22 protein-coding genes, 1 tRNA gene and 1 CRISPR repeat array are annotated in these 25,750 nt (G+C 38.0%); of the genes, 19 read left to right on the top strand and 4 right to left on the bottom strand.

The genetic code is table 11. The features are described from left to right. Positions 1-28 precede the first annotated feature (28 nt). A CRISPR array of direct repeats spans positions 29-691; the repeat unit is 47 nt; unit sequence GCTGTGACTAATCACTAAGATAATAATTTTTGAAAGCAATTCACAAC. Positions 692-737: 46 nt separating this feature from the next. Next, positions 738-808, bottom strand: a tRNA-Gln gene (locus AC4IFE_RS19110). Positions 809-1,063: 255 nt separating this feature from the next. Here AC4IFE_RS19110 and der point away from each other — a divergent pair. The 3 genes from der (at position 1,064) to upp (ending at position 3,484) form a co-directional block, all read left to right on the top strand. Next, a complete protein-coding gene (der, locus tag AC4IFE_RS19105) occupies positions 1,064-2,374 on the top strand; it encodes a ribosome biogenesis GTPase Der (protein WP_111961019.1) in 1,311 nt (436 codons plus the stop codon). A gap of 189 nt (positions 2,375-2,563) precedes the next feature. Then, complete coding sequence (locus AC4IFE_RS19100; protein WP_490758712.1) at positions 2,564-2,767, top strand: four helix bundle protein; 204 nt, start codon at positions 2,564-2,566, stop codon at positions 2,765-2,767. A 66-nt stretch (positions 2,768-2,833) separates the two neighbouring features. Continuing rightward, on the top strand, positions 2,834-3,484 hold the full coding sequence (upp, locus tag AC4IFE_RS19095) for a uracil phosphoribosyltransferase (RefSeq protein WP_259839156.1): 651 nt from the start codon (positions 2,834-2,836) through the stop codon (positions 3,482-3,484). A gap of 161 nt (positions 3,485-3,645) precedes the next feature. Here upp and AC4IFE_RS19090 read toward each other — a convergent pair whose 3' ends face one another. The 3 genes from AC4IFE_RS19090 to AC4IFE_RS19080 all read right to left on the bottom strand — a co-directional run bounded on the left by AC4IFE_RS19090 (position 3,646) and on the right by AC4IFE_RS19080 (position 6,797). Continuing rightward, positions 3,646-4,335 carry an alpha/beta fold hydrolase gene (locus AC4IFE_RS19090; RefSeq protein WP_490758709.1) on the bottom strand — a complete coding sequence of 230 codons (690 nt, stop codon included), beginning with the start codon at positions 4,333-4,335 and terminating at the stop codon, positions 3,646-3,648. A gap of 217 nt (positions 4,336-4,552) precedes the next feature. Continuing rightward, positions 4,553-5,206, bottom strand: coding sequence for a ComF family protein (locus AC4IFE_RS19085; protein ID WP_490758708.1), 654 nt, complete (start codon positions 5,204-5,206; stop codon positions 4,553-4,555). A gap of 106 nt (positions 5,207-5,312) precedes the next feature. Then, the gene (locus AC4IFE_RS19080) at positions 5,313-6,797 is read right to left on the bottom strand and encodes a helix-turn-helix domain-containing protein (protein WP_490758707.1); all 1,485 of its coding nucleotides are present in this window, start codon (positions 6,795-6,797) and stop codon (positions 5,313-5,315) included. A gap of 125 nt (positions 6,798-6,922) precedes the next feature. On the opposite strand from AC4IFE_RS19080, the gene aceB reads away from it, so the two are divergent. The 16 genes from aceB (at position 6,923) to AC4IFE_RS19000 (ending at position 25,619) form a co-directional block, all read left to right on the top strand. Continuing rightward, entirely contained in the window at positions 6,923-8,500 is a 1,578-nt protein-coding gene (aceB, locus tag AC4IFE_RS19075) for a malate synthase A (protein ID WP_490758706.1), read from the top strand. 227 nt (positions 8,501-8,727) lie between these two features. Further along, the gene (gene aceA / locus AC4IFE_RS19070; protein ID WP_490758705.1) at positions 8,728-10,008 is read left to right on the top strand and encodes an isocitrate lyase; all 1,281 of its coding nucleotides are present in this window, start codon (positions 8,728-8,730) and stop codon (positions 10,006-10,008) included. A 126-nt stretch (positions 10,009-10,134) separates the two neighbouring features. Then, the gene (locus AC4IFE_RS19065) at positions 10,135-10,521 is read left to right on the top strand and encodes an acyl-CoA thioesterase (protein WP_490758704.1); all 387 of its coding nucleotides are present in this window, start codon (positions 10,135-10,137) and stop codon (positions 10,519-10,521) included. A 241-nt stretch (positions 10,522-10,762) separates the two neighbouring features. Next, entirely contained in the window at positions 10,763-12,337 is a 1,575-nt protein-coding gene (locus AC4IFE_RS19060; RefSeq protein ID WP_490758703.1) for a T9SS type A sorting domain-containing protein, read from the top strand. Between the two features lie 9 nt (positions 12,338-12,346). After that, entirely contained in the window at positions 12,347-15,166 is a 2,820-nt protein-coding gene (locus AC4IFE_RS19055; protein WP_490758702.1) for a hypothetical protein, read from the top strand. 3 nt (positions 15,167-15,169) lie between these two features. Then, positions 15,170-15,550: a four helix bundle protein gene (locus AC4IFE_RS19050; RefSeq protein ID WP_490758701.1), complete on the top strand. Its 381-nt coding sequence runs from the start codon at positions 15,170-15,172 to the stop codon at positions 15,548-15,550. Continuing rightward, positions 15,547-19,221, top strand: a complete 3,675-nt coding sequence (locus AC4IFE_RS19045; RefSeq protein WP_490758700.1) for a DUF6443 domain-containing protein — start codon at positions 15,547-15,549, stop codon at positions 19,219-19,221. Before AC4IFE_RS19050 ends, AC4IFE_RS19045 begins: the two co-directional genes overlap by 4 nt. A gap of 3 nt (positions 19,222-19,224) precedes the next feature. Then, positions 19,225-19,608 carry a hypothetical protein gene (locus AC4IFE_RS19040; protein WP_490758699.1) on the top strand — a complete coding sequence of 128 codons (384 nt, stop codon included), beginning with the start codon at positions 19,225-19,227 and terminating at the stop codon, positions 19,606-19,608. Between the two features lie 190 nt (positions 19,609-19,798). Continuing rightward, a complete protein-coding gene (locus tag AC4IFE_RS19035; RefSeq protein ID WP_490758698.1) occupies positions 19,799-20,902 on the top strand; it encodes an RHS repeat-associated core domain-containing protein in 1,104 nt (367 codons plus the stop codon). A gap of 426 nt (positions 20,903-21,328) precedes the next feature. Beyond that, on the top strand, positions 21,329-21,643 hold the full coding sequence (locus AC4IFE_RS19030) for a hypothetical protein (RefSeq protein ID WP_490758697.1): 315 nt from the start codon (positions 21,329-21,331) through the stop codon (positions 21,641-21,643). Positions 21,644-21,843: 200 nt separating this feature from the next. Further along, a complete protein-coding gene (locus AC4IFE_RS19025) occupies positions 21,844-21,972 on the top strand; it encodes an RHS repeat-associated core domain-containing protein (RefSeq protein ID WP_490758696.1) in 129 nt (42 codons plus the stop codon). Further along, positions 21,969-22,880 carry a hypothetical protein gene (locus AC4IFE_RS19020; RefSeq protein WP_490758695.1) on the top strand — a complete coding sequence of 304 codons (912 nt, stop codon included), beginning with the start codon at positions 21,969-21,971 and terminating at the stop codon, positions 22,878-22,880. The genes AC4IFE_RS19025 and AC4IFE_RS19020 overlap by 4 nt, the downstream gene beginning before the upstream one ends. A gap of 14 nt (positions 22,881-22,894) precedes the next feature. After that, on the top strand, positions 22,895-23,425 hold the full coding sequence (locus AC4IFE_RS19015) for an STM3941 family protein (RefSeq protein WP_490758694.1): 531 nt from the start codon (positions 22,895-22,897) through the stop codon (positions 23,423-23,425). A 109-nt stretch (positions 23,426-23,534) separates the two neighbouring features. Further along, the gene (locus tag AC4IFE_RS19010; RefSeq protein WP_490758693.1) at positions 23,535-24,083 is read left to right on the top strand and encodes a hypothetical protein; all 549 of its coding nucleotides are present in this window, start codon (positions 23,535-23,537) and stop codon (positions 24,081-24,083) included. A 269-nt stretch (positions 24,084-24,352) separates the two neighbouring features. Continuing rightward, entirely contained in the window at positions 24,353-24,799 is a 447-nt protein-coding gene (locus AC4IFE_RS19005) for a 6-pyruvoyl trahydropterin synthase family protein (RefSeq protein WP_490758692.1), read from the top strand. Between the two features lie 28 nt (positions 24,800-24,827). Continuing rightward, a complete protein-coding gene (locus AC4IFE_RS19000) occupies positions 24,828-25,619 on the top strand; it encodes a UDP-2,3-diacylglucosamine diphosphatase (RefSeq protein ID WP_490758691.1) in 792 nt (263 codons plus the stop codon). Positions 25,620-25,750: the final 131 nt, after the last annotated feature.

Below are 25,750 nucleotides of genomic sequence, written 5' to 3'. Positions count from 1 at the left end.
GTAAACCATTTTTGAAGGAAAATAATTTGCTGTGACTAATCACTAAGATAATAATTTTTGAAAGCAATTCACAACAAGACGGTCCATCATTGCACTATATGCATCGCTGTGACTAATCACTAAGATAATAATTTTTGAAAGCAATTCACAACAACAGGTGGAGAGAATGGTTTGGATCAAACGCTGTGACTAATCACTAAGATAATAATTTTTGAAAGCAATTCACAACTCATTTCTTCTTTGTACCTCATAGGATAGTGCTGTGACTAATCACTAAGATAATAATTTTTGAAAGCAATTCACAACAATCATAACACCCACTGATGTGCGGAGTTAGCTGTGACTAATCACTAAGATAATAATTTTTGAAAGCAATTCACAACAAGATTTGCCTTACTCCGTTTTCGTAAAGTGCTGTGACTAATCACTAAGATAATAATTTTTGAAAGCAATTCACAACTGACATACTCAACAGTAATAGTAAAAGGCTGCTGTGACTAATCACTAAGATAATAATTTTTGAAAGCAATTCACAACCCAGGGGATGAAATTCAGGATTTTTTTGTAGCTGTGATTAATCACTAAGATAATAATTTTTGAAAGCAACTCACAACGAAATATTTACTGTAGTATTTGTCCCCTTTGCTGTGACTAATCACTAAGATAATAATTTTTGATACATGTTGACTGAAAAAATAAAAAACCACTTGAAAGTCAAGTGGTTTAATTTCAGATTGTAGACCCACAGGGATTCGAACCCCGACTGACGGTACCAAAAACCGGAGTGCTACCGTTACACTATAGGTCTGCTTTATTTTGGTGGCGCGAAATTATAAAAAAATATTTAATTGAAAAAATAATTTTTTGAAGGTCAATAATTAAGAAAGCTGTGTTATCCATAATTGTATGATTTTTAATTGAATAGACAGACAGGAATTTAATAGGAATTTATTTCAGAATTGTACTTTTTCAGCAGCTAAATAATAAAATCTTATCTTTGCAAAAAAATTGGGCTCCAAAAGTTGGAGATACCCATTAATAATTTCATTTATTAAACATTTTTATGTCAAATATTGTCGCAATCGTTGGGCGTCCCAACGTAGGTAAATCCACACTTTTTAACCGTTTACTAGAAAGAAGAGAAGCCATCGTAGATTCTACGGCGGGTGTTACCAGAGACCGTCATTACGGAAAATCCGACTGGAACGGGGTAGATTTTACAGTTATAGATACCGGCGGATATGATGTAGGAACGGATGATATTTTTGAAGAAGAGATCCGCAAGCAGGTTCAGCTGGCAATAGACGAAGCTACATCCATCATCTTTATGATGAATGTGGAGGAAGGTCTTACTGATACCGATTACGAAATTCACGAACTTCTTAGAAGATCAAACAAACCCGTTTATATCGTTATCAATAAAGTAGATTCAGCCAAAGAGGAAATAAACGCTACTGAATTCTATCAGTTAGGAATTGAAAAATATTACACTTTATCTTCAGCAACCGGTTCCGGAACAGGAGAAGTCTTAGATGATATCGTTAAAGATTTCCCTACCACAGATTATAAAGATCCTTTCGAGGGATTGCCGAAAATTACAATTGCTGGTCGTCCCAATGTTGGGAAATCTACTTTAACAAATGCTTTGCTTGATGTGGAAAGGAACATTGTAACTGATGTTGCAGGGACTACAAGAGACAGTATTCAGACTCTTTATAATAAATTCGGGTACGAATTTGTTTTAGTCGATACTGCCGGGATGAGAAGAAAATCTAAAGTAAATGAGGATTTGGAATTCTATTCCGTGATGAGATCCATCCGTTCTATTGAATTTTCAGATGTTGTGATCATTATGGTGGATGCAACGCTGGGCTGGGAATCTCAGGATATGAATATTTTCGGTTTAGCACAAAAGAACAGAAAAGGAATTGTAATTGTCGTGAATAAGTGGGATCTTATTGAAGATAAGAAAACCAACACGGTTAGGGATTTTGAAAATTCAATTAAGGAAAAGATCGGTCAGTTCAGCGATATTCCAATTCTTTTTGTTTCAGCATTAACGAAGCAGAGAATCTTGAAAGCTGTGGAAATGGCCATGGTTGTGTACGAAGACCGTAAGAAAAAGATCAAAACTTCAAAACTGAACGAGGTAATGCTTCCTATTTTTGAGCAGACTCCGCCACCGGCCAACAAAGGAAAATATATTAAAATCAAATACTGTGTACAGCTTCCTACGCCGTCACCTCAGTTTGTATTTTTCTGCAACCTTCCTCAGTATGTAAAAGAGCCATACAAAAGATTTACTGAAAACCAATTGAGGAAGCAGTTCGGATTTACCGGTGTTCCTATTGAAGTGTATTTCAGACAGAAATAAGATATTTGCTGATAAGTTAATTTGATGATGTGCTAATGTCAATTAAGATATGGAAAAGAAGAATGAAATTTTAGATTTAAGTATCAGGTTTTCATTGGACATCATTAAATATACTGAATTACTTGAGATTAGCAGAAAGTTTGTCATTGCAAACCAGCTCATGAAATCAGGAACATCGATTGAGCTAATATTTTTGAAGCACAGAGTTCTGAAAGCAGGGCAGACTTTATCCACAAGCTGAAAATCGCAGATAAAGAAGCAAAAGAGACGGAATATTGGTTATTGCTTTGTGAAAACTCTGAAAATTATAACTTTGACCCGGCTTTGAAAATACAGTTATTAAGTATTCAGAAATTATTATCTAAAATAATCTCAACTGCCAAGAAACAGTAATCGATTCAACAATCATCACATCAACATATTACCAAATCATCACATCATTATATTATCAAATTGACTATGGTAACAGAACTTTCAAAACAGTCTTCTTTAATAAACTCCTGGATCAATGAGCTTAGGAATATAGACATCCAGCATGACAGAATGAGATTCCGCAGAAATATGGAAAGGATCGGTGAAATTGCAGCTTTTGAGATCAGCAAAGGACTGGAGTATAAAGAAGTAGAGATCCAGACCCCTTTAGATAAGATTAAGGTTCAGGAAATAGCCGTTCAGCCAGTCATCACTACAATTTTGAGAGCAGGAGTGCCTTTGTTTGAAGGAATCCTGAGTTATCTCGACAGGGCAGACTGCGGTTTCGTGGCTGCTTACAGAAAGCACGATGCCAATGATTACTTCTCCATCAAACAGGATTATCTTACCTGTCCGAATATTGAAGGAAGACCACTGATCGTAGCAGATCCTATGCTGGCAACAGGGGCTTCTTTAATTGAGGCTATCAAAGACCTTTTGACCAACGGAACTCCGACCCAGCTGCATATTGTTGCGGCAATTGCTTCAAGACAAGGGGTGGAAACCATTGAGAAAGCTTATCCTGATGCAAAAATATGGGTAGGGGCCATCGATGAGGGATTGACTTCAAAAGGATACATTACACCAGGACTTGGTGATGCCGGAGATTTAAGCTACGGTGAAAAACTTCAACGATAAATACTAAGAACCTGTTTAAGTTGCATTCAATAATTATTATCCAGAAATAATACTGAAGAAATATTTCTCTTGCAGATTAAGAGGATGCAGCAGGTTTATTTCAGTTATAAAAATCTGCGTAATCTGTCAAATCAGCGATATTTTAAAAATTTAAACAGTCTCTAAGAAAGGTTCCAGAAATCTTTCATCAGATCAAATAATAAATTAGGCCGTACTTTTTCCATAGGATGCTTGGTATCCGGAAGTATGGCCAATTTTGCATTAGGAATACTGCGGTAAGCACCGATGCTTTCCTCTATACTTACCATATTATCCTTATCTCCGGTCATGATCTGTACGGGAATACTAATTGCCCAAAGGCTGTTTTCATTCAAAGGAGGATTTTTTCCCAGCGAAACCATCATCTCTCCAATGGCAGGCAGCAGCTGTTTCCATTTTGCACCGTGCTGATTTTCCAGCTGTTCTGCATATTTAGGAACTTTTACAAGAATAGCTTCCGGATCAAGCATTTTGCTTTCCTTTAAAGCCTGCTCTTCAGTCCAGTCGAATTTTGTACCCAAAGTCATAATGGAATTGATTCTCTCAGGATACCTTAGCGCACAGCAAAGTGCTGCATAACCTCCCATACTGTGCCCTAAAATACAGACATCCTGTAGATCTTTTTTTTCTAAATAATCTTTTATTTCCTCAGTGTATGTTTCGATACTGATTTCTTTTTCAGGGAGCTCTGTATTCCCGTGCCCGGAAAATAACAGCGTATGAATATTAAAGTGCTTTGACAGCTCCTTTTCATAAGGCTTAAAAATATCACTGTGTCCCAGTGCGCCGTGCAGCAAAAGCAAATTTTTCATGATCAATAGTTTACCGGAAAATTAAGAAAAAGAATCGGAAGAGAAAAGGTGTTGAGTGGGAGAGTTATAGAGTTTGAGAGGTTTAGGGTTTGATGAGTAAAAGTATTGGTTTTAATAGCCATGTAAATCACAGGCATCTCCACCTGGAATCCGTAAACTGTATTTTCCTTCCTTAAGACTCTAAAACTCTCAAACTCTAATCCCCTCAAACCCATTATTACGCATCCACTGCCATCACCAGAACACTCACCCTGTTATCTCCTACATTTAAAATCTCCCAGGCAATGGATGATACCGTATTTCCGGTAGTGAAAACGTCATCAATTAAAAGAACGTGTTTCCCGGAGATCGGTTTCGAAAGAGAAAAAGGATTTACTGTTTCCAGACGGTGTTTCTTATCCTTTAAAGCCTGGGCTTTTGAATAATGATTTCTTTCAATCAGTTCATGGTCAAATGAGATCTGGTAAAACCTGGACAAAACCTCTGTAAATAAATGCAGCTGGTTGTAACCTCTTTCCCTTAATTTTTTGGGATGAAGCGGAACAGATACTAAAATATCAGGTTTTTCATCTCTGAAGTCCAGACGTTCCAGAGTCCATTCGGCAATAGTTTTACCCGCATTTTCCCTGCTTTTGTATTTCAGTTCATGGATGAGTTTCCGGCTCAGTCCATTTTCCTCAAACTTCATCAGTCCATAAGTGTTTTCAACTGGAAACAGGAGCCTGCATTTTTCTTTGATGATGTTTTCACTGAAATAATCAAAATGGGTAAAATGAATTTGCTCAAAACATAAACTGCAGACTAAAAGATCCGCATCTATGATCCGGTTGCATTCAATACACCGGTTAGGGAAAAATAAATCTAATATCATTTGTGTGTGTTTTATGAGAAGTTAGAAACTAGAGGTTAGAAGTTAGATTTCAAAGTTTTAATTTTACACTATCAACTATCAACTATCAACTATCAACTATCAACTATCAACTATCAACTATCAACTGCTTTCTGATCTTTTCAACCGCATTCTTCATACTCAGGTTAAAATGTTCCTTTTCCAGCCGGACCGGCGGTGCCTGCCTTACTTCACAATCCGGAATGCTGCAGGATTCACAGGTAACTCCTACATTGATTGTTTTTAAAGTCGGAGATTTTATAAAACCGATCTTTTTTATCGTTTGTGTGTTTAATAAAATTCCCAGACAGTAGCTTCTGTTGCTTCCGTCTGAAAAAGGATTTTTCTGTGATGTTGAAATAACAAGATAGCTGACTCCCTGATCTTTGTAATGTGAGATCTGGGCATCCGTGAGCGTTTCATTTTCCTTTAAATGGTGCAGGTTTTTTACGGCGATCCATCTCCGGCAGTAATGTTCGTTGGTTGCATTGGCATGAGGAGCCTGCTGATGGTTGAGGTGAAGTTCCTTTAAGATCTGGATCTTGTCAGAACCCTTTTTCTTCACCAGACACAGGTAAAATAAATCCTTAATACCTAATTCAGAAGAAAGCAGATTGGTAAGCCTGTAATAAAAAGTTTCAGGAGAATCTGTAAAGCCTTCGATCAGTTCCTCAAAGCTTTTCGGTTCCCAGGTATGCTGAAGCAGAAATTCGGTGGTTTTTCCAATAGTCTGCTCTTTAGGGATCAATAAAGCTCCGGCGAAATACGAAGCGTAAAAATTGTTCAGAATTTCCTCAAAACTTCCGAAATCCAGCCATGAATAAGTGTTCGGGCGGATCTTTAATTCCAAAACATTGAATCCTATTTCTTTGGCCAGAATAAATGTTCTCTGGTCTTTCTCAAGCTTCCGGTTCAGAAGGAGAAGCTTCTGCTCCGGAATAAAAAGAGAACGCAGGTTGTCCAGAGTTCCGAATTTTTCAAAATCTTCAGACCTTATGCTGTAATTAAATTTTTCTGTAAGAATGCTTTCCAAAACAGAAGATCTCAGGTCTTTTCGGATATCCAGTCCGTTTTCCCGGATAAATTCCGTTGCTTTTTCCTCAATTTCTGGGAAGTAATTATCGTAGAGCTCCTGGAAAGACCTCAGTACGGCAAAATAAAAACGCTCCTTACCTAAATTATAATTCTGGGAGATTTCAATCAGTGCATTGATAAATGCGGTTACTTTTTTGGGAGCATCACTGATAATGCTGATAAGATTATTTTTACTGATACCGAAAAGGTCCAGCGGTACTTCCTTGAAAAAATCCGATTGCAGGATCTCATTAAAAGGAGCTAAGCTTTTATCCAGCTTGGTGGAAACCAGTTCATCGAAGGTGCAGCCCAGGGATTCTGAAAGCTGGATGATTTTATCGTGCTTTGGATATTTCTTTCCGTTTTCAATTTCGTTTAAATAAGATTTCGACAGACCGGTCTTTACAGCAAGATCCTGCAGAGACCAGTTTTTCTTCTGTCTCAGCTGTTTCAGCTTCAGTCCGAACACGGTTTTAATAAAATCACTTTCTGAATTCATAATCAAATATAGAAAAATGAATGCGATTATTCGCATAATAATTTTTAAAAATAAATAGCGAACGTTCGCTGATTGTGAATATTTTTATTTATGTTTGTAATGTCAAATCACAAAATCAACAGGTTATGGAAACAGAAACTCAATTAAAAATAAAAGCTCAGAAGCAGTTTGGAGAGATTTTTACTCCGGAATTAACAGATTTTTTGGTAGCTCTTCATCAAAATTTCAATCCAAAAAGATTGATACTTTTAGAAGAAAGAAAAAATACACAGCAGTTTTTTGATTTGGGAAACCTTCCCGCATTTTTGCCTGAAACTGAAGAAGTGAGAAATGGTACCTGGAGCTGCGCACCACTTCCTGCCGATCTGTTGGACAGAAGAGTAGAGATCACAGGCCCTGTAGACCGGAAAATGATCATCAATGCATTAAATTCCGGTGCATCAACTTTTATGGCTGACTTTGAAGACAGCAGTTCGCCAACCTGGGAAAACTGTATCCAGGGACAGATTAATCTTGCAGATGCTGTGCGGCGTAAGATAGATTTTACTGCTGAAAATGGAAAATCTTATCAGCTCAATGAAAAAACAGCTGTTCTTCAGGTACGGCCAAGAGGACTGCATCTTCCGGAAAAACATATCGAGATCAATGGCGAAAAAGCATCCGGCTCACTGACCGATTTTGGAATTTATTTTTTTTCTAATGCTGAACAGTTGCTGAAAAACGGGAGTGGTCCCTATTTCTACCTTCCGAAATTAGAACATTACAAAGAAACCCGATGGTGGAACGAAGTTTTTGTTTTTGCCCAAAATTACCTGGGAATTCCTGAAGGGACTATTAAAGCTACCGTTTTGATAGAAACGATCACAGCTTCCTTTCAGATCGATGAAATTTTATTTGAATTAAAGGAACACAGTGCAGGTCTGAATTGCGGAAGATGGGATTATATTTTTTCATTCATCAAAAAATTCAGAAACCTTCCCGAATTTATGGTTCCGGACAGAGATCAGGTAACTATGGCTTCTCCGTTTATGAGCGCTTATTCAAAAAGAGTGATCGAGATTTGCCATAAAAGAAACGTTCATGCTATTGGAGGAATGGCTGCACAGATTCCTGTAAAAAATAATTATGAAGCCAACAGTATTGCTTTTGAAAAAGTGCGTAATGACAAAAAACGTGAGGTGAAGAACGGGCATGATGGAACCTGGGTGGCGCATCCGGCTTTAGTGTCTGTTGCAAAAGATGTTTTTGATCAATATATGCCGGCAGAAAATCAGATTGATAAAAAATTTGAATACCATATCAAAGAAACAGATCTGCTGGAAGTTCCACAAGGTGACATTACCGAAAAAGGAGTGAGAAAAAACATCAATGTAGGCATTCTTTACCTTGAAAGCTGGCTGATGGGAACCGGTGCGGCTGCCATTTACCATCTGATGGAAGATGCCGCCACTGCTGAGATCTCAAGGACACAAATCTGGCAATGGCTGAAAAACGAAGCCAGACTGGACAACGGTCTCACCCTGACCCGTGAAATGATCCTCCAATGGGAGGCCGAAGAAATAGAACATATCGAAAAATATGTAGGCGAACAGCGTTTCAAAAACGGAAAATTCAATTTAGCCAAAGAACTTTTCAATGAACTGATATTCTCAGAACAATTTGAAGAATTCCTGACTCTGAAAGCATACCCGTTTATTGAGTGAAAGGAGTTTTGTGTGGGAGAGTTTAAGAGTCTTAGAGTAGGAGTGTAGGAGAGTTTTGAGTGTAGGAAAATTGACTTTGTAAAAAAACCAGAAGATTCTACTATACTGAAGCAATCTGCTTTAACTCACCTTCATATTTCATAAATTATAACTCAAACAACCCTCAAACCCTAATCCCTGCAACCTTTCACCTAATCCCTAATAAACAAACAATAAATCCAAATATTATGAAAACAAGACAAGAACAAATCCAGGCTCTGGAAAAGGACTGGCTGAACAATCCCCGCTGGAAAGGAGTAAAAAGAACCTATACGGCTGAAGAAGTACTGAAGCTTCGCGGTTCCTATACCATTGAGTATACCATTGCGACAGAAATGTCCAAAAAATTCTGGGACAAGCTGAATAACCAGGATTATGTAGCCGGGCTGGGTGCCTTAACCGGAAATCAGGCGGTTCAGGAAGTTGATGCAGGGCTGGAAGCGATATATCTTTCGGGATGGCAGGTGGCTGCTGATGCGAACCTTTCCGGGGAAATGTATCCTGACCAGTCATTGTATCCTGCCAACTCAGTGCCTTCTGTCGTGAAAAAGATCAATAATGCTCTACTGAGAGCAGATCAGATCCAGTCGGTAAGTGGTAATGGGGATAAAGAATATCTAGTTCCGATTATTGCAGATGCAGAAGCAGGATTTGGAGGAAACCTGAATGCTTTTGAGCTGATGAAGCAGATGATCGAGGCCGGAGCGGCGGCGGTTCATTTTGAAGACCAGCTTTCTTCGGCAAAGAAATGCGGGCATCTTGGTGGAAAAGTTTTGGTTCCTACCCAGGAAGCTATTAATAAGCTGGTTGCGGCCCGTTTGGCTTCGGATGTATTGGGTGTGCCAAGTATTATTATCGCAAGAACAGATGCAGATGCGGCAGATCTTCTGACTTCGGATATTGATGACAGAGATAAAAAATTTGTAACCGGAGAAAGAACTTCCGAAGGTTTTTACGTTGTAAATAATGGAGTGGAGCAGGGTATTGACCGTGGTCTTTCTTATGCACCTTATGCTGACCTGATCTGGATGGAAACTTCTAATCCTGATCTGGAACAGGCCAGAAAATTCGCAGAAGGAATCCATGCTCAGTTTCCCGGGAAAATGCTGGCGTATAACTGTTCGCCATCTTTCAACTGGGCTGCAAGGCTTAGTGTGGAAGAAATGGCTAATTTCCGTGAGGAGCTTGCAAAAATGGGCTATAAGTTCCAGTTCATTACGCTGGCAGGTTTCCATGCACTGAATACTGCAATGTTTGAACTTGCTTTGGCTTATAAAGAAAGAGGAATGGCAGGCTATTCCGAACTTCAGGAACGGGAGTTTGCCCTTCAGCAGAAAGGATTCAGAGCGGTAAAACACCAATCATTCGTAGGTACCGGCTATTTTGATGAGGTTCAGAATGTGGTAACTAACGGTTCTTCGACGACCGTAGCCATGAAAGACTCTACGGAAACAGCACAGTTCCATTGATCATTTTCCATATTAAAATAAAATTTTCAGAGGTGAAACCTTCTCAGTTTTGGGAAGGTTTTTCGTTCAAATAAGAATAAAAAAACTTAAAGTCCATATATTTGATTATTAATGGAGCTGAAAAAAATGAATTTAATATACCAAAAACAGATTCAGGTAACGGAAGAACATATAGACCGGAACAACCATGTCAACAATGTGCAGTATGTGCACTGGGTAGAAGAAATAGCTGGTGAACACTGGGAAAAAGTAAAGGAAAAGACCGAGTATCCGGAAGATATATGGATGCTCGTTGATCATCATATCCAATACAAAAAGCAGGTTTACCTTGGAGATGTGATCACCGTTAAAACCTATCCGAAAGCTCCGGAAGGAATCCGGCAGCCCAGAAAAGTCGAGTTCTACTGCAATGATCAGCTTGTTGTTGATTCAAGCACCCTTTGGGTCCTGGTTGATTCAAAAACTCAAAAGATTAAAAGACTGGAAAGCGACTGGCTGGATAAGCTGGGATAAACCGCTTGACCTTAGGGTCATTACATTATGTTTTTCTTTCAGTTAATACAACTGTAATTTATTTTGTAAAATTTATAATACGACACGCTTTGTCGCTTTGAAGAAATACCTTTGTTGTATAAGAAACATTATAAAACACAGATAAGTGACATGATCTATATTAAATCTCAGCAATGAGATTTGCATGTGTGTTAAAAAATGTTAAATTTGCAAAAATATACGAACTAATATACACAAATAGATGAGAAAACTCTACATCAGTGCATTTACGATGTGCACCATCTTGGGTCTGTCGGCCCAGGAAGTATTATGGCAAAAAGATATGAAATCCTCTACACAGGATTTTCTAAGCCAGGTGACCACAACCATAGATCAACAGTATCTGATCACGGGAAGCAGTATTCAAAGCAGTAAGCTTCAGGCTGAAGGCAGTAAGCAGAATAACGGCTACGATTTCCATCTGGTAAAGCTTAACCAACAAGGCGAAGAGGTCTGGGAGAAATACATCTCAGGAAATAACCACGACTATCTTTCCGCAACTGTTTCTACACAGGACGGAGGTTTTTTGATTTCAGGCACCTCATATTCAGGAAAAGGTCTGGATAAAAAAGAAGACTCCAAAGGTGGCTCCGATATCTGGCTGATAAGGCTTAATGAATTTGGGGATGAACTCTGGCAGAAAACGTTAGGATCAGCATCCGATGAAGAAGCAAGATCAGTTATTCAGACGACAGATCTCGGATTCTTTGTAGCCGGGAATATCACCCTTCGACAGGCTCAGGGTACTACTAAAGGTTATGGCTCCAAAGATGTTTTGATTATAAAGCTCGATAAGGATGGAAAAGAAATCTCTCAGTCAATTTTAGGCGGAAAAGGCTTGGATGAAATTGAAAAGATGATTCCAACAAAGGATGGAGGTGTATTGGTTGGGATATATTCAAGAAGCAACCTGGGCGGTTCAAAGAAAACTGAAAATTTTGGTGAAGGAGATTATTGGGTGATCAAGCTGGATAAAACCGGAAAAACAGAATGGGAAAAGAACTTTGGAGGAAAAGGAGATGATCATCTGAGAACTCTTGCTTTAACTTCAAATGGATACGTCATTGGTGGCGAATCCAGATCCGAGAGATCAGGAAACAAAACTGCAGGAATAGAAGAAGGAACCGATCTATGGTTAATCTCTTTAAACGAAAGAGGCGAAGAGATCTGGCAGAAATCCTACAATTTCGGAAACCGTGATATTCTGATGGGAACGAGTGTTATTCAGAGCCAGGATCGGGGAGCCAGGAACCAAGACCTGACCAAAGGAATCTTATTAGGCGGTTACACTCAGGCAGAAGGAAGAATTGAGGCAGATGATGAAACCTTCTGGATGCTCTATCTCAATGCCGATGGCAATGAGCAGTGGAGAAAACATGTCAAAGGAGAATCCAGGAAAAGAGAGGAGAGACTTTCAGATATTAAGCTGAACAGGGACGGTTCCATTATTCTGGCAGGAACAAGTGCGGAGGAACTTGGAAAAGAGAACTGGAAGATCGTGAAGCTGGGAGATAAACAGCTTGACCAGCTGATTGAAAAGCAGGACATTAAGATTTATCCTAATCCTGTTTCAGATTATGCTTATGTGGAAATAGGCTTTGATTTTAAGGAGGCTGATATTATGCTGTATGATATGGGCGGAAGACAGCTTCAGAGCTTAAAAACTAAGAATAAAGTAACGAAGATCAATACCCAGAATTTGATTCAGGGGGCTTATCTGGTGACGATAAAAACGGATGCGAATAAAACGGCAAATGCCAAATTAATAAAAAAATAAACATAAATAATGAAAAAAATCTACATGTGTCTTATAAGCCTGGTAAGCTTATCTGGAAATCTCAAGGCACAGCACCAGTTTCAGGGTGTTAACTTTGGAGATACTTCCAATCCGGTGCCTTCGCTCGCTTCCCTTGCCGGGCATACAGATACGCCGCCATCAGTAGCGGTGGGTATACCTGAAATTTCCGTACCACTGATGAGTCTTTCAGGATATGGAGGATCGAATTTTGGTTTGCAGCTGAGCTATAATCCAACAGATGTTTCTTCAGACGATGCGGCAGGCGAAGTTGGAGCAGGCTGGTCTATCTTCAAGGGCGGGGTGATCTCAAGAAAAATCAACGGGATTATGGTGGATGAAGCGTTTCAGAATGCAGCAAGCGCTCATTATGAAAAAAACGTCTTCGATGATGAATACTATTACAGCCTTCCCGGGTTTTCCGGGAAATTTAAAATAGAAAGAAACATTGAGCAGAATACTTTTCGTCTTGTGGATCTTACCCCTCTTAACCACGTCAAAATAGCGTATACCCAACAGAATAATACCGCTACACTGGTTATAGACTCCTTTACCATTACGGACGATGATGGCAGCACCTATTACTTTAATGATTATTCTACAGCAGCCGTTTATGATAGTTTTTATGATGAAAAAGGGCTTTGGGGATGGGAGTACAAATCAGCCTTTTTCCTGACCAGAATTACCAATGCCGATGGTGTGGAAACTGCGAATTTCACCTATCAGAAAAATACAAAGTACGATACTGATAATACAACACTGCTGTATAAAAGCTGCCAGCTTCAGAAAATAAATACTGCTCTTGGAAATATTGAGATCATTTATGATTATGACCAGACCCTGGAAAAAACCATGAATGACCCTTACAGCATTAAAAAAGTAATGCTGAATAATTTTTACGGTAAAGTGGCGGAATATACCTTTGAGTATTCCTATCCTTTCCCTTCAAATCCTGGGGATGCTACCTACAAAAAAAGGCAGCTGGATAAAATAAAGAAAATGGACGGGCAGAATACCCTTGAAGAGACTGCATTTCTTTATAATCCTCTCAACCTGGAGGCTTCGCCAGGCGGATCCTGTCAGGGAAGTGTACCCGTTAATCCATCCGGTGTTCTTAATAAAATTATTTATCCTACAAAAGGCGCTATCCAGTATGAATATGAAAATTCAGAGACCTATACTGATAAAAACTCAGCCGCTTACCTGGAATCCCTGACCCTGGATTATACAGATCCATGTACACAGCAGCAACAGGAGTTTTTAAATTTCAGCTTTGATACCCAACAAACCCTGACCTATTCTTTTACGATCCCGGGGGATTCTTCAAAGAAAAAAACATTCTGGGTAAACTATGGCGACGTTTATACTTCAGTTGATCCCAATACCGGAGAGCCTATTCTCCTTCCTCCCGTACCTGAGAATAAAAGGATCACCTATACCCTGAAAAGAGGGACTGAGGTGCTGACCACCAACCAGAAAGGAAGCGGGATAAAATTTTATAACTATCCCGGTCAGTATACCGTCACCGCCAATGTACCGATGCAGAACGGGCAGGTTAATTTTGGGCTGATAGAAGTCGTGGCAAAGCCTGGACCTTACCGTAATGCAAATCCATCTACATCATACAGAATACGCTCCATTAAAAGATACAATGATCTGAACAGCAGTACCCCGGTAAAAGAAATTTCTTACAATTATGATGATTTTTCCATTCCAAACGCTTCAAGTGGCTATACTTCCCAAGACAGCAGAATCATGTTTAAAAATGTAAAAGTAACAGATGGTTCAGGAAACGGATATGCAAAATACTTCTTCAAACTGGATAAGGATTATCCATCGTATCAGACTACGGTAGGTGGCAATACCGTTAATTTCCAGCCTTACTACAACCTTTTAAGATCAGGAATCCTGGAGAAAAAAGAAATGTATAGTGAGACCAACCAGCTTCTGGGAAAAGATGATTATCAGTACACATTTGGTATTGCAGACAATCTTGATTATCAGACCGATGAAGGGTTTTATTCCAAAACTGCATTTATCAGCCAGACAAAGAGCACATCCATAGCTTACCCTTCAGGATCTGCAGCATCTTTCCTGCAAACCGCAAGCGAGAACAATGTAAGGTCGGATAATTACAAACCTTCCTATTCAAAAAGTACAGCTGCGGACGGAACGGTGACTGAAAGCTTTTATAAATACGCCCAGGATAAAAACCTCACCAAGCTGCTGGCTGCTAATATGACAGGTATACCGGTAGAAACAGAAGTAAAAGAAGAGGGTAAAACCACCGGAAAATCTGAAACCAGATTTGATCATTCAGCGAATATATACCCCAGCTCGGTAATCGGCTACAACAGGCAGACCCAGGGTCCTTTTACCGCTTCCACACTGGATGTCTATGACAACAAAGGGAATCTGGTACAGGTAACCGGGAAAAGCGGAGTTCCGGCCACAACGATCTGGGGATATTACCAGACCCTGCCTATTGCTGTTATCTCAGGAGCCTCCTATTCCCAGGTAGCCTCCCTTTCTACAGTGACCGCTGCCATAGCCGCTTCCAATGCGGATCGTGACAATCCGGCTAACGAACCTGCGCTTATACAAGCCCTGGAAAACCTTAGAAAAGATCCTGCCCTGAAGAATTTCGGTGTTACAGCAACCACGTATGATCCTCTGGTAGGAGTGACAAACTCCATTTCTGCGAACGGAATCAGAACCGTCAATATCTATGATAATGCAGGTCGATTGATCCGGGTAAAGGACGCAGACGGAAAAACCTTGCAGGAGAACCAGTACAACTACAAACACTAGTGAATGATGAATGAAGAATTAAAAATTAAAAGTAAGAATGTACTGAAAGATAAAAGTTTTGCTTTCAGCATTCATATCGTTGAGCAATACAAAAGGTTAACAGAATCCAAAGAGTTTGTCATGTCAAAACAGTTATTGCGTAGCGGAACAGCCATTGGCGCATTAATCCGTGAAGCAGAATTTGCCCAAAGCAGGGCAGACTTTATCAGCAAGCTGTCTATTTCGCTTAAGGAAGCTAACGAAACCTGTTACTGGCTTGAACTTCTGCATGGTACACATTATATAGATGCGGAACGTTTTGAGAAATCATCCAAATACATCAATGAGCTTATCAGCATGCTGGTATCAAGCATCAAAACCTCAAAATTAAAACTGAACAAATGAATACAGATAATGAAAAAATAAAAATGATAAATGAAGAATATGATAGAGGAAAAAAAGTAATATCCGAAAAAAAATTATCGGGGAAAAAATATTTTTCACTCTTCACTCTTCTCTTTTCATTAACCATCTCCGCGCAAACAACTCCCAGTACCACTGAGAATTATACCTATACCAAAAACTGTCTGGATGCAGACTGTATTAAGAAAGCAGAGAATGTGCAGTATTTTGATGGGCTCGGAAGACCTATTCAGGCCGTTGCCATCAAAGCTACGCCGCTTGGAAGAGACGTTGTTGTTCCTATAGAATATGATGCAAAAGGAAGACAGGCCAAAAGCTACCTTCCTGTTCCCCAACCGGGCACAGCGAACGGAGCCATCTATACCAATCCGCTGGCCAATGCCCCTTCCGCCGGATACGGAAGTGAAAAGATCTATGCTGAAAAACGCTATGACGACCTGTTTACCACAAGAGTAAGCCAGGTTGTGCCGGCCGGAACCGCCTGGTCCCAGAAGCCTGCCAATATGGCTTACGGTACCAACGCAGCTAATGAAGTAAAAAAATATGGGATCACAACAAGCTGGATAGAAGGGAGAACGGATTCAGGGATTTCCTTTTCAGCTTCCTATGCTACGAACCAGCTGATGAAAACTTCCGTTACCGATCCGGATGGAAACATCACCACGGAATTCAGGAATGGCAAAGGACAGACCATACTGGTGAGAAAAAATGACGGCACCCAGAATGTAGATACCTATTACCTTTACAATGAATATGGCCAGCTGGTCTATGTGATTCCGCCATTGGCGGTGGGCACTTCGGCTCCCGATCAGGCGATGCTGGACAAGCTGTGTTACCAGTACCGCTACGACGGATTGGGAAGACTGGTGGAGAAAAAAGTTCCGGGGAAAGGCTGGGAATATATGCTTTATGATAATCAGGACCGGTTAGTAGCTACTCAGGATGCCAATCTGAGAGTGAAAGGACAGTGGCTGTATACAAAATATGATCAGTTTGGGAGAATTGCCATTACAGGGATAGGAACTGGAGCGGCAAGAAGCACTGAACAATCTGTTGTAGACGGGTATGATTCCAATAATGTAAACAGGTTAAGTGCGGCTCTTTTTGAAAGGCAGGGAATGAATGTATATTATGGAAACCAGGACAGTACCTATCCGAATTCTACCAAATGGGTCACCTTATTATCCTTAAATTATTACGATACCTATCCGGGATATGATTTTAATCCTGCTTTTCCTACCACCATATTGGGAGAGCCGGTGATTACCGATACACAGAATGCTCCGGTGAATACCCAGACGATGCCTACCCTGAGCCTTGTAAAGAATATAGAAGATGATAACTGGACCAAAAGCTATGTCTATTATGATAAAAAAGGAAGAGCATTAGGCACGTACAGCATTAATCATTTGGGTGGATATACCCGAACAGAATCGGAGCTGGATTTTGTGGGGATGGCCAAACAGACCAAGGTGTATCACAAGAGACTGAACATGGATACAGAAAAGGTAATCTCCCAAAGCTTTGATTACGACAACCAGAACCGGGTAACCAGGCACCGTCATCAGGTAGACAGCGGTCCTGTGGAACTGTTGACGGAAAATACCTATAATGAGCTGTCACAGCTTTCCAATAAAAAAGTGGGGGGCGGGCTTCAAAGCATCGATTACCAGTATGACATCCGTGGTGCGCTGACCAAAATCAATGATCCGGCTGCACTCGGAACCAAGCTATTCGGCTATGAGATGAAGTATTTTAATCCCCAGAATACCTCTCAGGGTTCTACAGGGAAATACAACGGCAATATTACGGAAGTGACCTGGAAAACAGCTTTAGATCAGGTTTTAAAACAGTATAATTACCAGTATGATGGTCTGAACAGGCTAAAAAAAGGAATCTATTCTGAACCGGCGGCTTCTGTTCCGCAGAACGGATTCTTTGATGAAACCTTAGCCTATGACCTGAACGGAAACATCACCTCTCTGCAGAGAAATGGGAAAAGCAGCTCAGGAACAGCACAGCTTATTGACGATCTTACCTATAATTATACAGGAAATAAGCTCAATACCGTTACTGATGCTTCAGGAAACTACAGTGGCTATCCTGATACTTCCGGGAACACTATTTCTTATGATGATAACGGGAATATGAAGGATCATGTAGATAAAGGGGTTTTACAGATTGATTATAACTTCTTTAATTTACCAAATTATGTAAAGTTTGATCAGACCTTCGTACCAAGAGCCACAGATGGTGACTATAATGTCAATACCAGGCATTTCTACAGGGCAGATGGTACCAAGCTGAAAAAGATATACAGCTATGGTATGGGCAGGCAGAATACAGAGACTTCCAAAACAACGGAATACCTTGACGGATTCCAGTATGAGACACAGGGATTGTCAGCAACTGCTCCTCTCACCTTAAGATTTGTACCAACAGCTGAAGGTTATTACAATTTTGAAAATAATAAGTATATTTACAGCTATACAGACCATCTGGGAAATGTGCGTTTAAGCTATGCTAAAAACGCAGTTGGCAGCGCAGAAGCTCTTGAAGAAAATAACTATTATGCTTTTGGTTTAAAGCATGAAGGTTATAATGTTTTAGCCGGAAATCCTGCCTATAATTACGGGTATAACGGCAAAGAATTGCAGAAGGAAACCGGCTGGGGAGATTACGGAGCCAGAATGTATATGGCTGATATTGGCAGATGGGGTGTAATAGACCCTTTGGCGGAGCAGATGAGAAGATATTCTCCATATAATTATGCATTTAATAATCCTGTAAGCTTTATAGATCCTGATGGGATGGCACCGCATCAGTTTAAGTTGCCTGGTGATTCCCGTCCTGATGCTTATTCAGGAGGTAATAATCCAAACTGGTTAGGACTAGGAAATACCGGAAGTATTGAATCAGGAGGATATGGTGGAGGAAATGGCTATTCTGTTTTATCATCATTAGGTAACTCAAATGATTATCTTTTGGATGATCTTAGAGCTGCATGGGCCAGTAGGGATAAGGGAATATTTTCCAGTATGAATAGTAATGGCGATCTTATCTGGTGGGCTGGAAATGCTAGTCAAACCACTTATAGGTTAGGTAACGAAATATACAGTGAAGGTAATTGGGGAGTTGGGCATAGGATAAGCGTAATGAATGATAAGTCATTAGCATCAATGCAAAATACTTATGAACCAAGCTTTTTTGGAGATTTTATTGAAGGCATTAAATATTCAGACAAGAGCAATTTTTTATCTGGGTCTGCTTTAATAGGTTATACTGGTCTTCATTTAAATAAGTATGAAGCTTTTTTAAGATTTGGGGCAAAAGGAGGCTCCATTAGTACTTTGAGAAATTTATCAAAAAACTTAAAAACAGTTGGAAAAGCTGGAAAGTATTTAGGCTATCTAGGTGTGGGTCTAAGTATAATAGAAGATGTTTCAGACAATAAAGTTGGTTGGGGAACTGTAGCTAAAGTTGCTTTAGGTGTTGGTTTAATATATGCAGGTCCCATAGGAATAGTATATGGTATTACAGACTTGGCTGTTGGAGCAATTACAGGAACTACTATTACCGACAGGATTGCTTCAGGAATAGATAATAGTCGGCTAGGAACAGATTATAATATTTTTAGCCATTTTAATAATTAATTTATGATTAAAGATTTTTTTGATTACCATTATTATAGGGTTGCAAAATTCTATTACAAAAGAGACGGAGCGGATGCTACGACCGCATTGATAAGCGTATCAGCAGTCCAGACCTGGATTATAATTAATGTTTTATTATTTATAAAAGAACTTTTTTTTCAAAATGAGAAACTTAAATATGGATGGATTGTTTTTCTATTAGTAATGGTTGGAATTCTAATTTACAACAAAAGAAAATATAAGAATAAATATTTGGAATTAAGAAATAAATGGGTTAATGAAAAAAAGAATGAAAAAACAGTCAATGGCTTAATAATTATATTAACAATTATTTTTTCATGGTGTCTAATATTCATTAATTTGTTTATATTAAAAAAAATACATTAAAAAATATATTCCTTATTGAATCAAACAAGATAAAACATAAAAATTTAAAAAGTAAGAGTAGGCTAGCCTACTCTTACTTTTTTAGCCACTAAAAAACATTTTAAATGGTTGAAGATTATTCCTAGTGTATCAGAGTTAGTTATAAATAATTTTTGAAAATAATAAGTATATTTACAGCTATACGGACCACTTGGGAAATGTTCGTTTAAGTTATTTTAAAAACGCAGTTGGCAGCGCAGAAGCTCTTGAAGAAAATAACTATTATGCTTTTGGTTTAAAGCATGAAGGTTATAATGTTTTAGACGGAAATCCTGCCTATAATTACGGGTATAACGGCAAAGAATTGCAGAAGGAAACCGGCTGGGGAGATTACGGAGCGAGAATGTATATGGCGGATATTGGCCGATGGGGTGTGATAGATCCCCTGGCAGAGCAAATGAGAAGATATTCTCCGTATAATTATGCCTTTAACAATCCTGTAAGCTTTATAGATCCGGATGGGATGGCACCGCATCAGTTTAAGATGCCTGGCGATTCCCGCCCTGATGCTTATTCAGGAGGTAATAATCCAAACTGGCTAGGACTAGGAAATACCGGAAGTATTGAATCAGGAGGGTATGGAGGAGGAAATGGCTATTCTGTTTTATCATCATTGGGTAACTCAAATGACTATTTGCTGGATAATCTTAGAGCTGGATGGGCATCAAGAGGTATAGACGCCAAAATCTCAAAGAATGGCTATCTGTCATATTGGACAGGAGGAGCTGCAGGATATGAAAGTACTTCTCAGGAAATGGTTGCACATATGATAAATCTAGCTAATGGACTTCAAAATAGTCTTACAGATGTTGCAAACAATCGATATTTTAGTGCTGGGCACTTAATTGCAAGTGAGTCTGTAGCCCGCTTTGGAGCATATTCCTTAAGCAAAGCCCTAAGGCCTGATTATTCTGTAAATTATACGGTTTTAGATGATGCAGCGAAACCCTATAGAATAACAACTATGGCAGGCATTAAAATAAAGCCAGCTACGGCTGCAACTTTAAGTAAAGTAGCCAGATATGGAGGATATGCTCTAGCGGGAGCAGCCATTTATGCTACAGAGCTTCAGTATAGGGATGGTCAAATAGGTGATACTGAGAGGATTGTAAGCCATATAATGACAGGTGTTGGTGTCATTCCAAGCCCTTGGACAATGGGCGCAGCATTGTTATATGGAGTTGTAACAGGGGGATATCAAGTAGTAACTGGAAGGAGTATTTTTAATGATATGGGACTAGGTCCTAAAAAATGATAATAATGATAAAACTAATAGATTATTTGATCTTTCATATGGATTGTCTTTATAAAAGAATGGATAAATTTAAATATAAAGATAGAGGGACAGAGAGGTTTTGGTTATGTGTGATAATGTCAATGTTTACGGGTCTAATATTGTCAAGTATAGATAGTATATTTTTTAACAATTACTTATTTTTAATTAATAAATACATATTTTTTTTACTATATCCGGCACAATTATTATTCTATTATTATTTCTTTATAAAAAATGAAAGATTTTTAGAATATGGATTTAAAGAAAGTTACAAAGGATATTTTATACTGTTTATTTTATTTGTAATAATGATCATTTTAATGGCAATGGTTAAGCCTGTAAAGCATTGATATGGTAAAATTCATATTTTATCTTATATTCCATTTAAGAATATTATTTCAAAAAATGAATACATTCAAAACAGAAGATATTGGTTATGAGAAATTTTGGTTAGCTGGTGCTATTACTATTTTTCTCGAATTAAATTTTTCAAGTATTGATAATGTATTTTTTGGTAACTATTTACACATTTACCATAAGTATATTTTTATTTTGATTATACCAATATTTATGTTTTTTGTTTATTATTTACTAATAAATAAGCAAGCATATTTAGATTATAATTTTAAAGAAAATTACAAAGGATATTTAGTATTATTTATATTATTCATATTAACTATAATTTTAATGTTCATGGTAGTTCCAAGAAAGAATTATTAATAGTTTTAAATAGTAAATAAGAGTATTGAAGTCAATACTCTTATTTTATAAAAATAGTGCAGACAATCTGAAATTTTAAATGCCTATTATGCTTTTGGATTAAAACTTGAAAGTTATAATGCCTTATCAGGAAATGCGGCTTACAATTACCAGGCAAAGAGCTGCAGAAAGAAACCGGATGGAGTGATTATGGAGCCAGAATGTATATGGCTGACATTGGCCGATGGGGTGTGATAGACCCACTGGCAGAGCAGATGCGAAGATATTCTCCATACAATTATGCATTTAATAATCCCGTAAGTTTTACAGATCCGGATGGAAGCCAATGATTTATAATGCGAACGGAGTGATGCGTTGGGAATTTGACCCACTAACTACTATAAACGGTTCAGATTGGTTTGGAGGTCCAGATGTAAGATATAGTGGATTTGGAGGATCTTCTTTCTTATCTCAAGGCTTTACCGGAGGCGGAGGAGACGGTTCGGGAAATCAGGGGGGAACTCCTGGCACTGGAGGATTGTTTATAGAATCACAGGCTTATAGAGACGTTATGTCTGGACGTGCCAGTGGTATAAGTAATGGTCATCTGCTATATTGGACTGGAGCAATGAGCTCAAGTGGATCTTTAACAAATGGTGAGGCAAATGTCGAACTGGATTTAGGAGTATTGCATAGAATTCCACTTCAAAATTTAGGAGATTTACCATTGGATGCTTATAAAAATTGGGCAGACTGGGGCTCAACTGCGATAGGAGGTGGATTTAAATATGTTGCTGATCAACGTACCTCTTTTTACAACAGTGGAAGTTGGGTAGATAATTTAGGAAATGTAAGAAGTACTGCTTACGCGGGTAGAGCTGTAGATTCACAAATAGGTTTGCGAAGTAGCTATTTAAGAACTACAGCAATGTATGGAAAATATGCCAATAGAGCAGGATACGTGGGTTATGCAATTAGTGCTGCACAAATCACTTATGGAGTTTATCAAGATGGTGGAAAATTCGGTGTTAGGGCTCAAGTAGCAACAGCGAATGTAGCTGGAGGAATGGCTGGAGCCGCAGCAGGTGCGTGGGCACTAGGTAAAGCTGGTGGAGCTATAGGCACTCTTATTGGACCCGAGGGAACACTTATTGGTGCCGCAGTTGGTGGCATTGTAGGAGGTATTGTAGGAGGAGTTTGGGGTGGTGATATTGCAGAAGATTGGGTGAGTAGTGCATTGAATAAAGCAGATAATTAAATATAAATAAAATAATGAATACAATTGAAATCAAAAGTAGTAGAACAAAATTAATATTACTGCTATTAGGTTCACTAATATTTATAATATTAGGTATCTTTTTAACAGTTAATCCTGACAAATTTACTTCTGCTATATTTAGAAATGTAATATTTATACGTATTGCAGGAATTGCAGCAATGTTGTTTTTTGGATTATGCTTAATTATTTTAATAAAAAGCTTTTTCACAAAGAAATTTAATCTTATCATAAATGAAAAAGGAATTATTGATAATTCTAGTTATGTAAGTGTAGGAATGATTTTTTGGAGTGATATTACTTCAATAAAAAGTATTAATGTTATGTCAACAAAATTTTTGATTATTAATGTAAAAGATCCTAATAAATACTTAAATAACGAAAGTGGTATAAAGAAAAAATTATTAGAGAGAACCTATAAAACATATGATACACCCATTTCGATTTCTTCAAATACATTAGCTTATAATTTTGATGAGCTTGAAAAAGTTATTTCAAAATTTTATAATGAATATAAAAGCCATTAATTTTTAACGACTTTGGACAACGTTCCAAGTATACTGATAATGAAAAATCGCGGTGAAAATCAACGCGATTTTTTTAATAAAGCTATTAAAATTTAAAAATATAGAACTTATGGAAAGAATTTGGAATTATATTCACTATTTTATTTATTTATTTGAAGTAATAGCTTCCAAAATAATAACTTATCCTATTACTCTAATTTTTGATTTAATTTATAAAATTCCTTTTATAGCAAATGCACTAAAGAAGAAAAATAGTTCGCCACAAGAAATAAGAGCAGCGAGTGAGAATGCAATAAATAACCGTATATCTGGTCAAAATATTATTATTTCAGGTATTCAAATGGGTGGTTTAATAATTCTTATAGAATATGGATTATTCAATATTTTTCAGGCAATATTAGAGAAATCATTAATACAATTTGTTTGGGAACCAGGGAACTCATATAAATGGATATTTATAATAGCTTTTTTAGCTATTCCATGGATTGTCAATGAACAATTATTATTTAAAAATGATAAATATTTAAAATATTTCAGTGAGTTTGATAAAGAGCCTAAAGAAATAAGACGCAAATGGGCTGGGATTAGTTTTGGAATTATAGTAGGTATTTTGGCCTTTTTTGTTTTAAGTTTTATTCTATTGTCAAGAATATATTAAGGGATAATGAGTAAATATTTTAAAGCAGTGATTCTATTACTACTATAATTAACTGCTATGAATATCAAATAAAATAAAACCATTAAATTTAAACAGTAAGAGCAGGATAGCCTGCTCTTACTTATTTAGTGACTAAAAGAAATTTTTGAAATGATAAAAAAATTATTCATACCATACTAAGATAGTAAACTGCACTAATTTACACCTTCCATTAAATTCTGTTTTCCCCGTACGCAACTTATCATTATGTTTTGTCATATCTTTGCACTATGATACGTATTACAAAAATTTTCACATTCGAGACAGCCCATGTGCTGTATAACTATGATGGGAAATGTAAAAATATGCATGGCCATTCCTATAAGCTCTTTGTAACAGTAAAGGGGAAGCCGGTTAATGATTTGGAAAATCCCAAAAACGGGATGGTGGTGGATTTTGGAGATATTAAAAGTATCGTAAAATCTGAAATTGTGGATGTCTGGGATCATGCAGTTCTTGTTAATGCATTGTCTCCCCATAAAGGATTGGGCGAAGACCTTGAAAATAAAGGTCACAAAGTGATCTACTGCAGCTTTCAGCCTACCTGTGAGAATATGCTGTATGCCATTGCTGCCAAAATAAAATCAAGGCTTCCTGCTGAGGTTTCTCTGGCCTATCTTAAACTTCACGAAACAGAAAACTCCTATGGAGAATGGTTCGCAGAAGACAATAAGTAACAGTATTGACCAATAAAAATTCAGACCGGTGTTAAAAACGATTATTAATTTAGAACCTGGAAAAAAAGTATATTTCGCTTCAGATCAGCATTTTGGTGCTCCTACACCGAAGGAAAGCAAAGTGCGTGAAGAGAAATTTATACGCTGGATGGATGAGATTAAGGAAGATGCCCAGGTTTTGTTTCTGATGGGTGATCTTTTTGATTTCTGGCACGAGTGGAAGCACGTTATTCCTAAAGGATATGTGCGTGTTCTCGGAAAAATAGCCGAACTGAAAGACCGCGGAATTCATATCTATTTCTTTGTGGGAAACCACGATCTGTGGATGAAAGATTATCTGGAAGAAGAAATAGGATGTACCGTTTTTTATAAGAAGCAGTATTTTGAAATGGGCGGAAAACAGTTTCTGCTGGCTCATGGAGATGGCCTGGGGCCCGGCGATAAAGGTTACAAAAGAATGAAAAAACTGTTCACAAATCCTGTGGCACAATGGTTTTTCAAATGGCTTCATCCCGATATTGCCATGAAGGTGGCACTGTATCTTTCACAGAAAAATAAAATGATCTCCGGAGAAGAAGATAAAGCATTTTTAGGAGAAGATAAAGAATTTCTCGTTATCTATTCAAAAGAAAAGCTGAAGACTCAGAAAATTGACTATTTTATTTATGGCCACCGCCACCTTCCGATGGTGCTGGATCTTGATTCTGAAGCAAAATACATTAATCTGGGTGATTGGATTTCCTACTTTACCTATGGAGTATTTGAGCAGGAATTTGAACTCAAAACCTTTGCGGACGGAACAAAAAAAAATTACCCCTGAGAGAGGTAATTTCCGAATGAACCAAGGTCCACTCTTGTTTTTAATCCATATTCCGAATTAACGATTGCAAGAAGTTTACCAAAGTGTAAATCTTAGATTAAAAAAAAATTAAAAAAACAGTCTTTTGTATA

The organism is Chryseobacterium sp. UF-81, from assembly GCF_058245105.1.
The sequence above is the reverse complement of the archived record's forward strand: the minus strand, read 5'-3'. Positions and strand labels throughout refer to the sequence as shown.

What these genes read in the sequence shown, in the direction of transcription:
- der (WP_111961019.1), top strand. Translation starts at nt 1,064, where the DNA reads ATGTCAAATATTGTCGCAATCGTTGGGCGTCCCAACGTAGGTAAATCC.
- upp (WP_259839156.1), top strand. Translation starts at nt 2,834, where the DNA reads ATGGTAACAGAACTTTCAAAACAGTCTTCTTTAATAAACTCCTGGATC.
- AC4IFE_RS19090 (WP_490758709.1), bottom strand. Translation starts at nt 4,335, where the DNA reads ATGAAAAATTTGCTTTTGCTGCACGGCGCACTGGGACACAGTGATATT.
- AC4IFE_RS19085 (WP_490758708.1), bottom strand. Translation starts at nt 5,206, where the DNA reads ATGATATTAGATTTATTTTTCCCTAACCGGTGTATTGAATGCAACCGG.
- AC4IFE_RS19080 (WP_490758707.1), bottom strand. Translation starts at nt 6,797, where the DNA reads ATGAATTCAGAAAGTGATTTTATTAAAACCGTGTTCGGACTGAAGCTG.
- aceB (WP_490758706.1), top strand. Translation starts at nt 6,923, where the DNA reads ATGGAAACAGAAACTCAATTAAAAATAAAAGCTCAGAAGCAGTTTGGA.
- aceA (WP_490758705.1), top strand. Translation starts at nt 8,728, where the DNA reads ATGAAAACAAGACAAGAACAAATCCAGGCTCTGGAAAAGGACTGGCTG.
- AC4IFE_RS19065 (WP_490758704.1), top strand. Translation starts at nt 10,135, where the DNA reads ATGAATTTAATATACCAAAAACAGATTCAGGTAACGGAAGAACATATA.
- AC4IFE_RS19060 (WP_490758703.1), top strand. Translation starts at nt 10,763, where the DNA reads ATGAGAAAACTCTACATCAGTGCATTTACGATGTGCACCATCTTGGGT.
- AC4IFE_RS19055 (WP_490758702.1), top strand. Translation starts at nt 12,347, where the DNA reads ATGAAAAAAATCTACATGTGTCTTATAAGCCTGGTAAGCTTATCTGGA.
- AC4IFE_RS19050 (WP_490758701.1), top strand. Translation starts at nt 15,170, where the DNA reads ATGATGAATGAAGAATTAAAAATTAAAAGTAAGAATGTACTGAAAGAT.
- AC4IFE_RS19045 (WP_490758700.1), top strand. Translation starts at nt 15,547, where the DNA reads ATGAATACAGATAATGAAAAAATAAAAATGATAAATGAAGAATATGAT.
- AC4IFE_RS19040 (WP_490758699.1), top strand. Translation starts at nt 19,225, where the DNA reads ATGATTAAAGATTTTTTTGATTACCATTATTATAGGGTTGCAAAATTC.
- AC4IFE_RS19030 (WP_490758697.1), top strand. Translation starts at nt 21,329, where the DNA reads ATGAATACATTCAAAACAGAAGATATTGGTTATGAGAAATTTTGGTTA.
- AC4IFE_RS19025 (WP_490758696.1), top strand. Translation starts at nt 21,844, where the DNA reads ATGTATATGGCTGACATTGGCCGATGGGGTGTGATAGACCCACTGGCA.
- AC4IFE_RS19020 (WP_490758695.1), top strand. Translation starts at nt 21,969, where the DNA reads ATGATTTATAATGCGAACGGAGTGATGCGTTGGGAATTTGACCCACTA.
- AC4IFE_RS19015 (WP_490758694.1), top strand. Translation starts at nt 22,895, where the DNA reads ATGAATACAATTGAAATCAAAAGTAGTAGAACAAAATTAATATTACTG.
- AC4IFE_RS19010 (WP_490758693.1), top strand. Translation starts at nt 23,535, where the DNA reads ATGGAAAGAATTTGGAATTATATTCACTATTTTATTTATTTATTTGAA.
- AC4IFE_RS19005 (WP_490758692.1), top strand. Translation starts at nt 24,353, where the DNA reads ATGATACGTATTACAAAAATTTTCACATTCGAGACAGCCCATGTGCTG.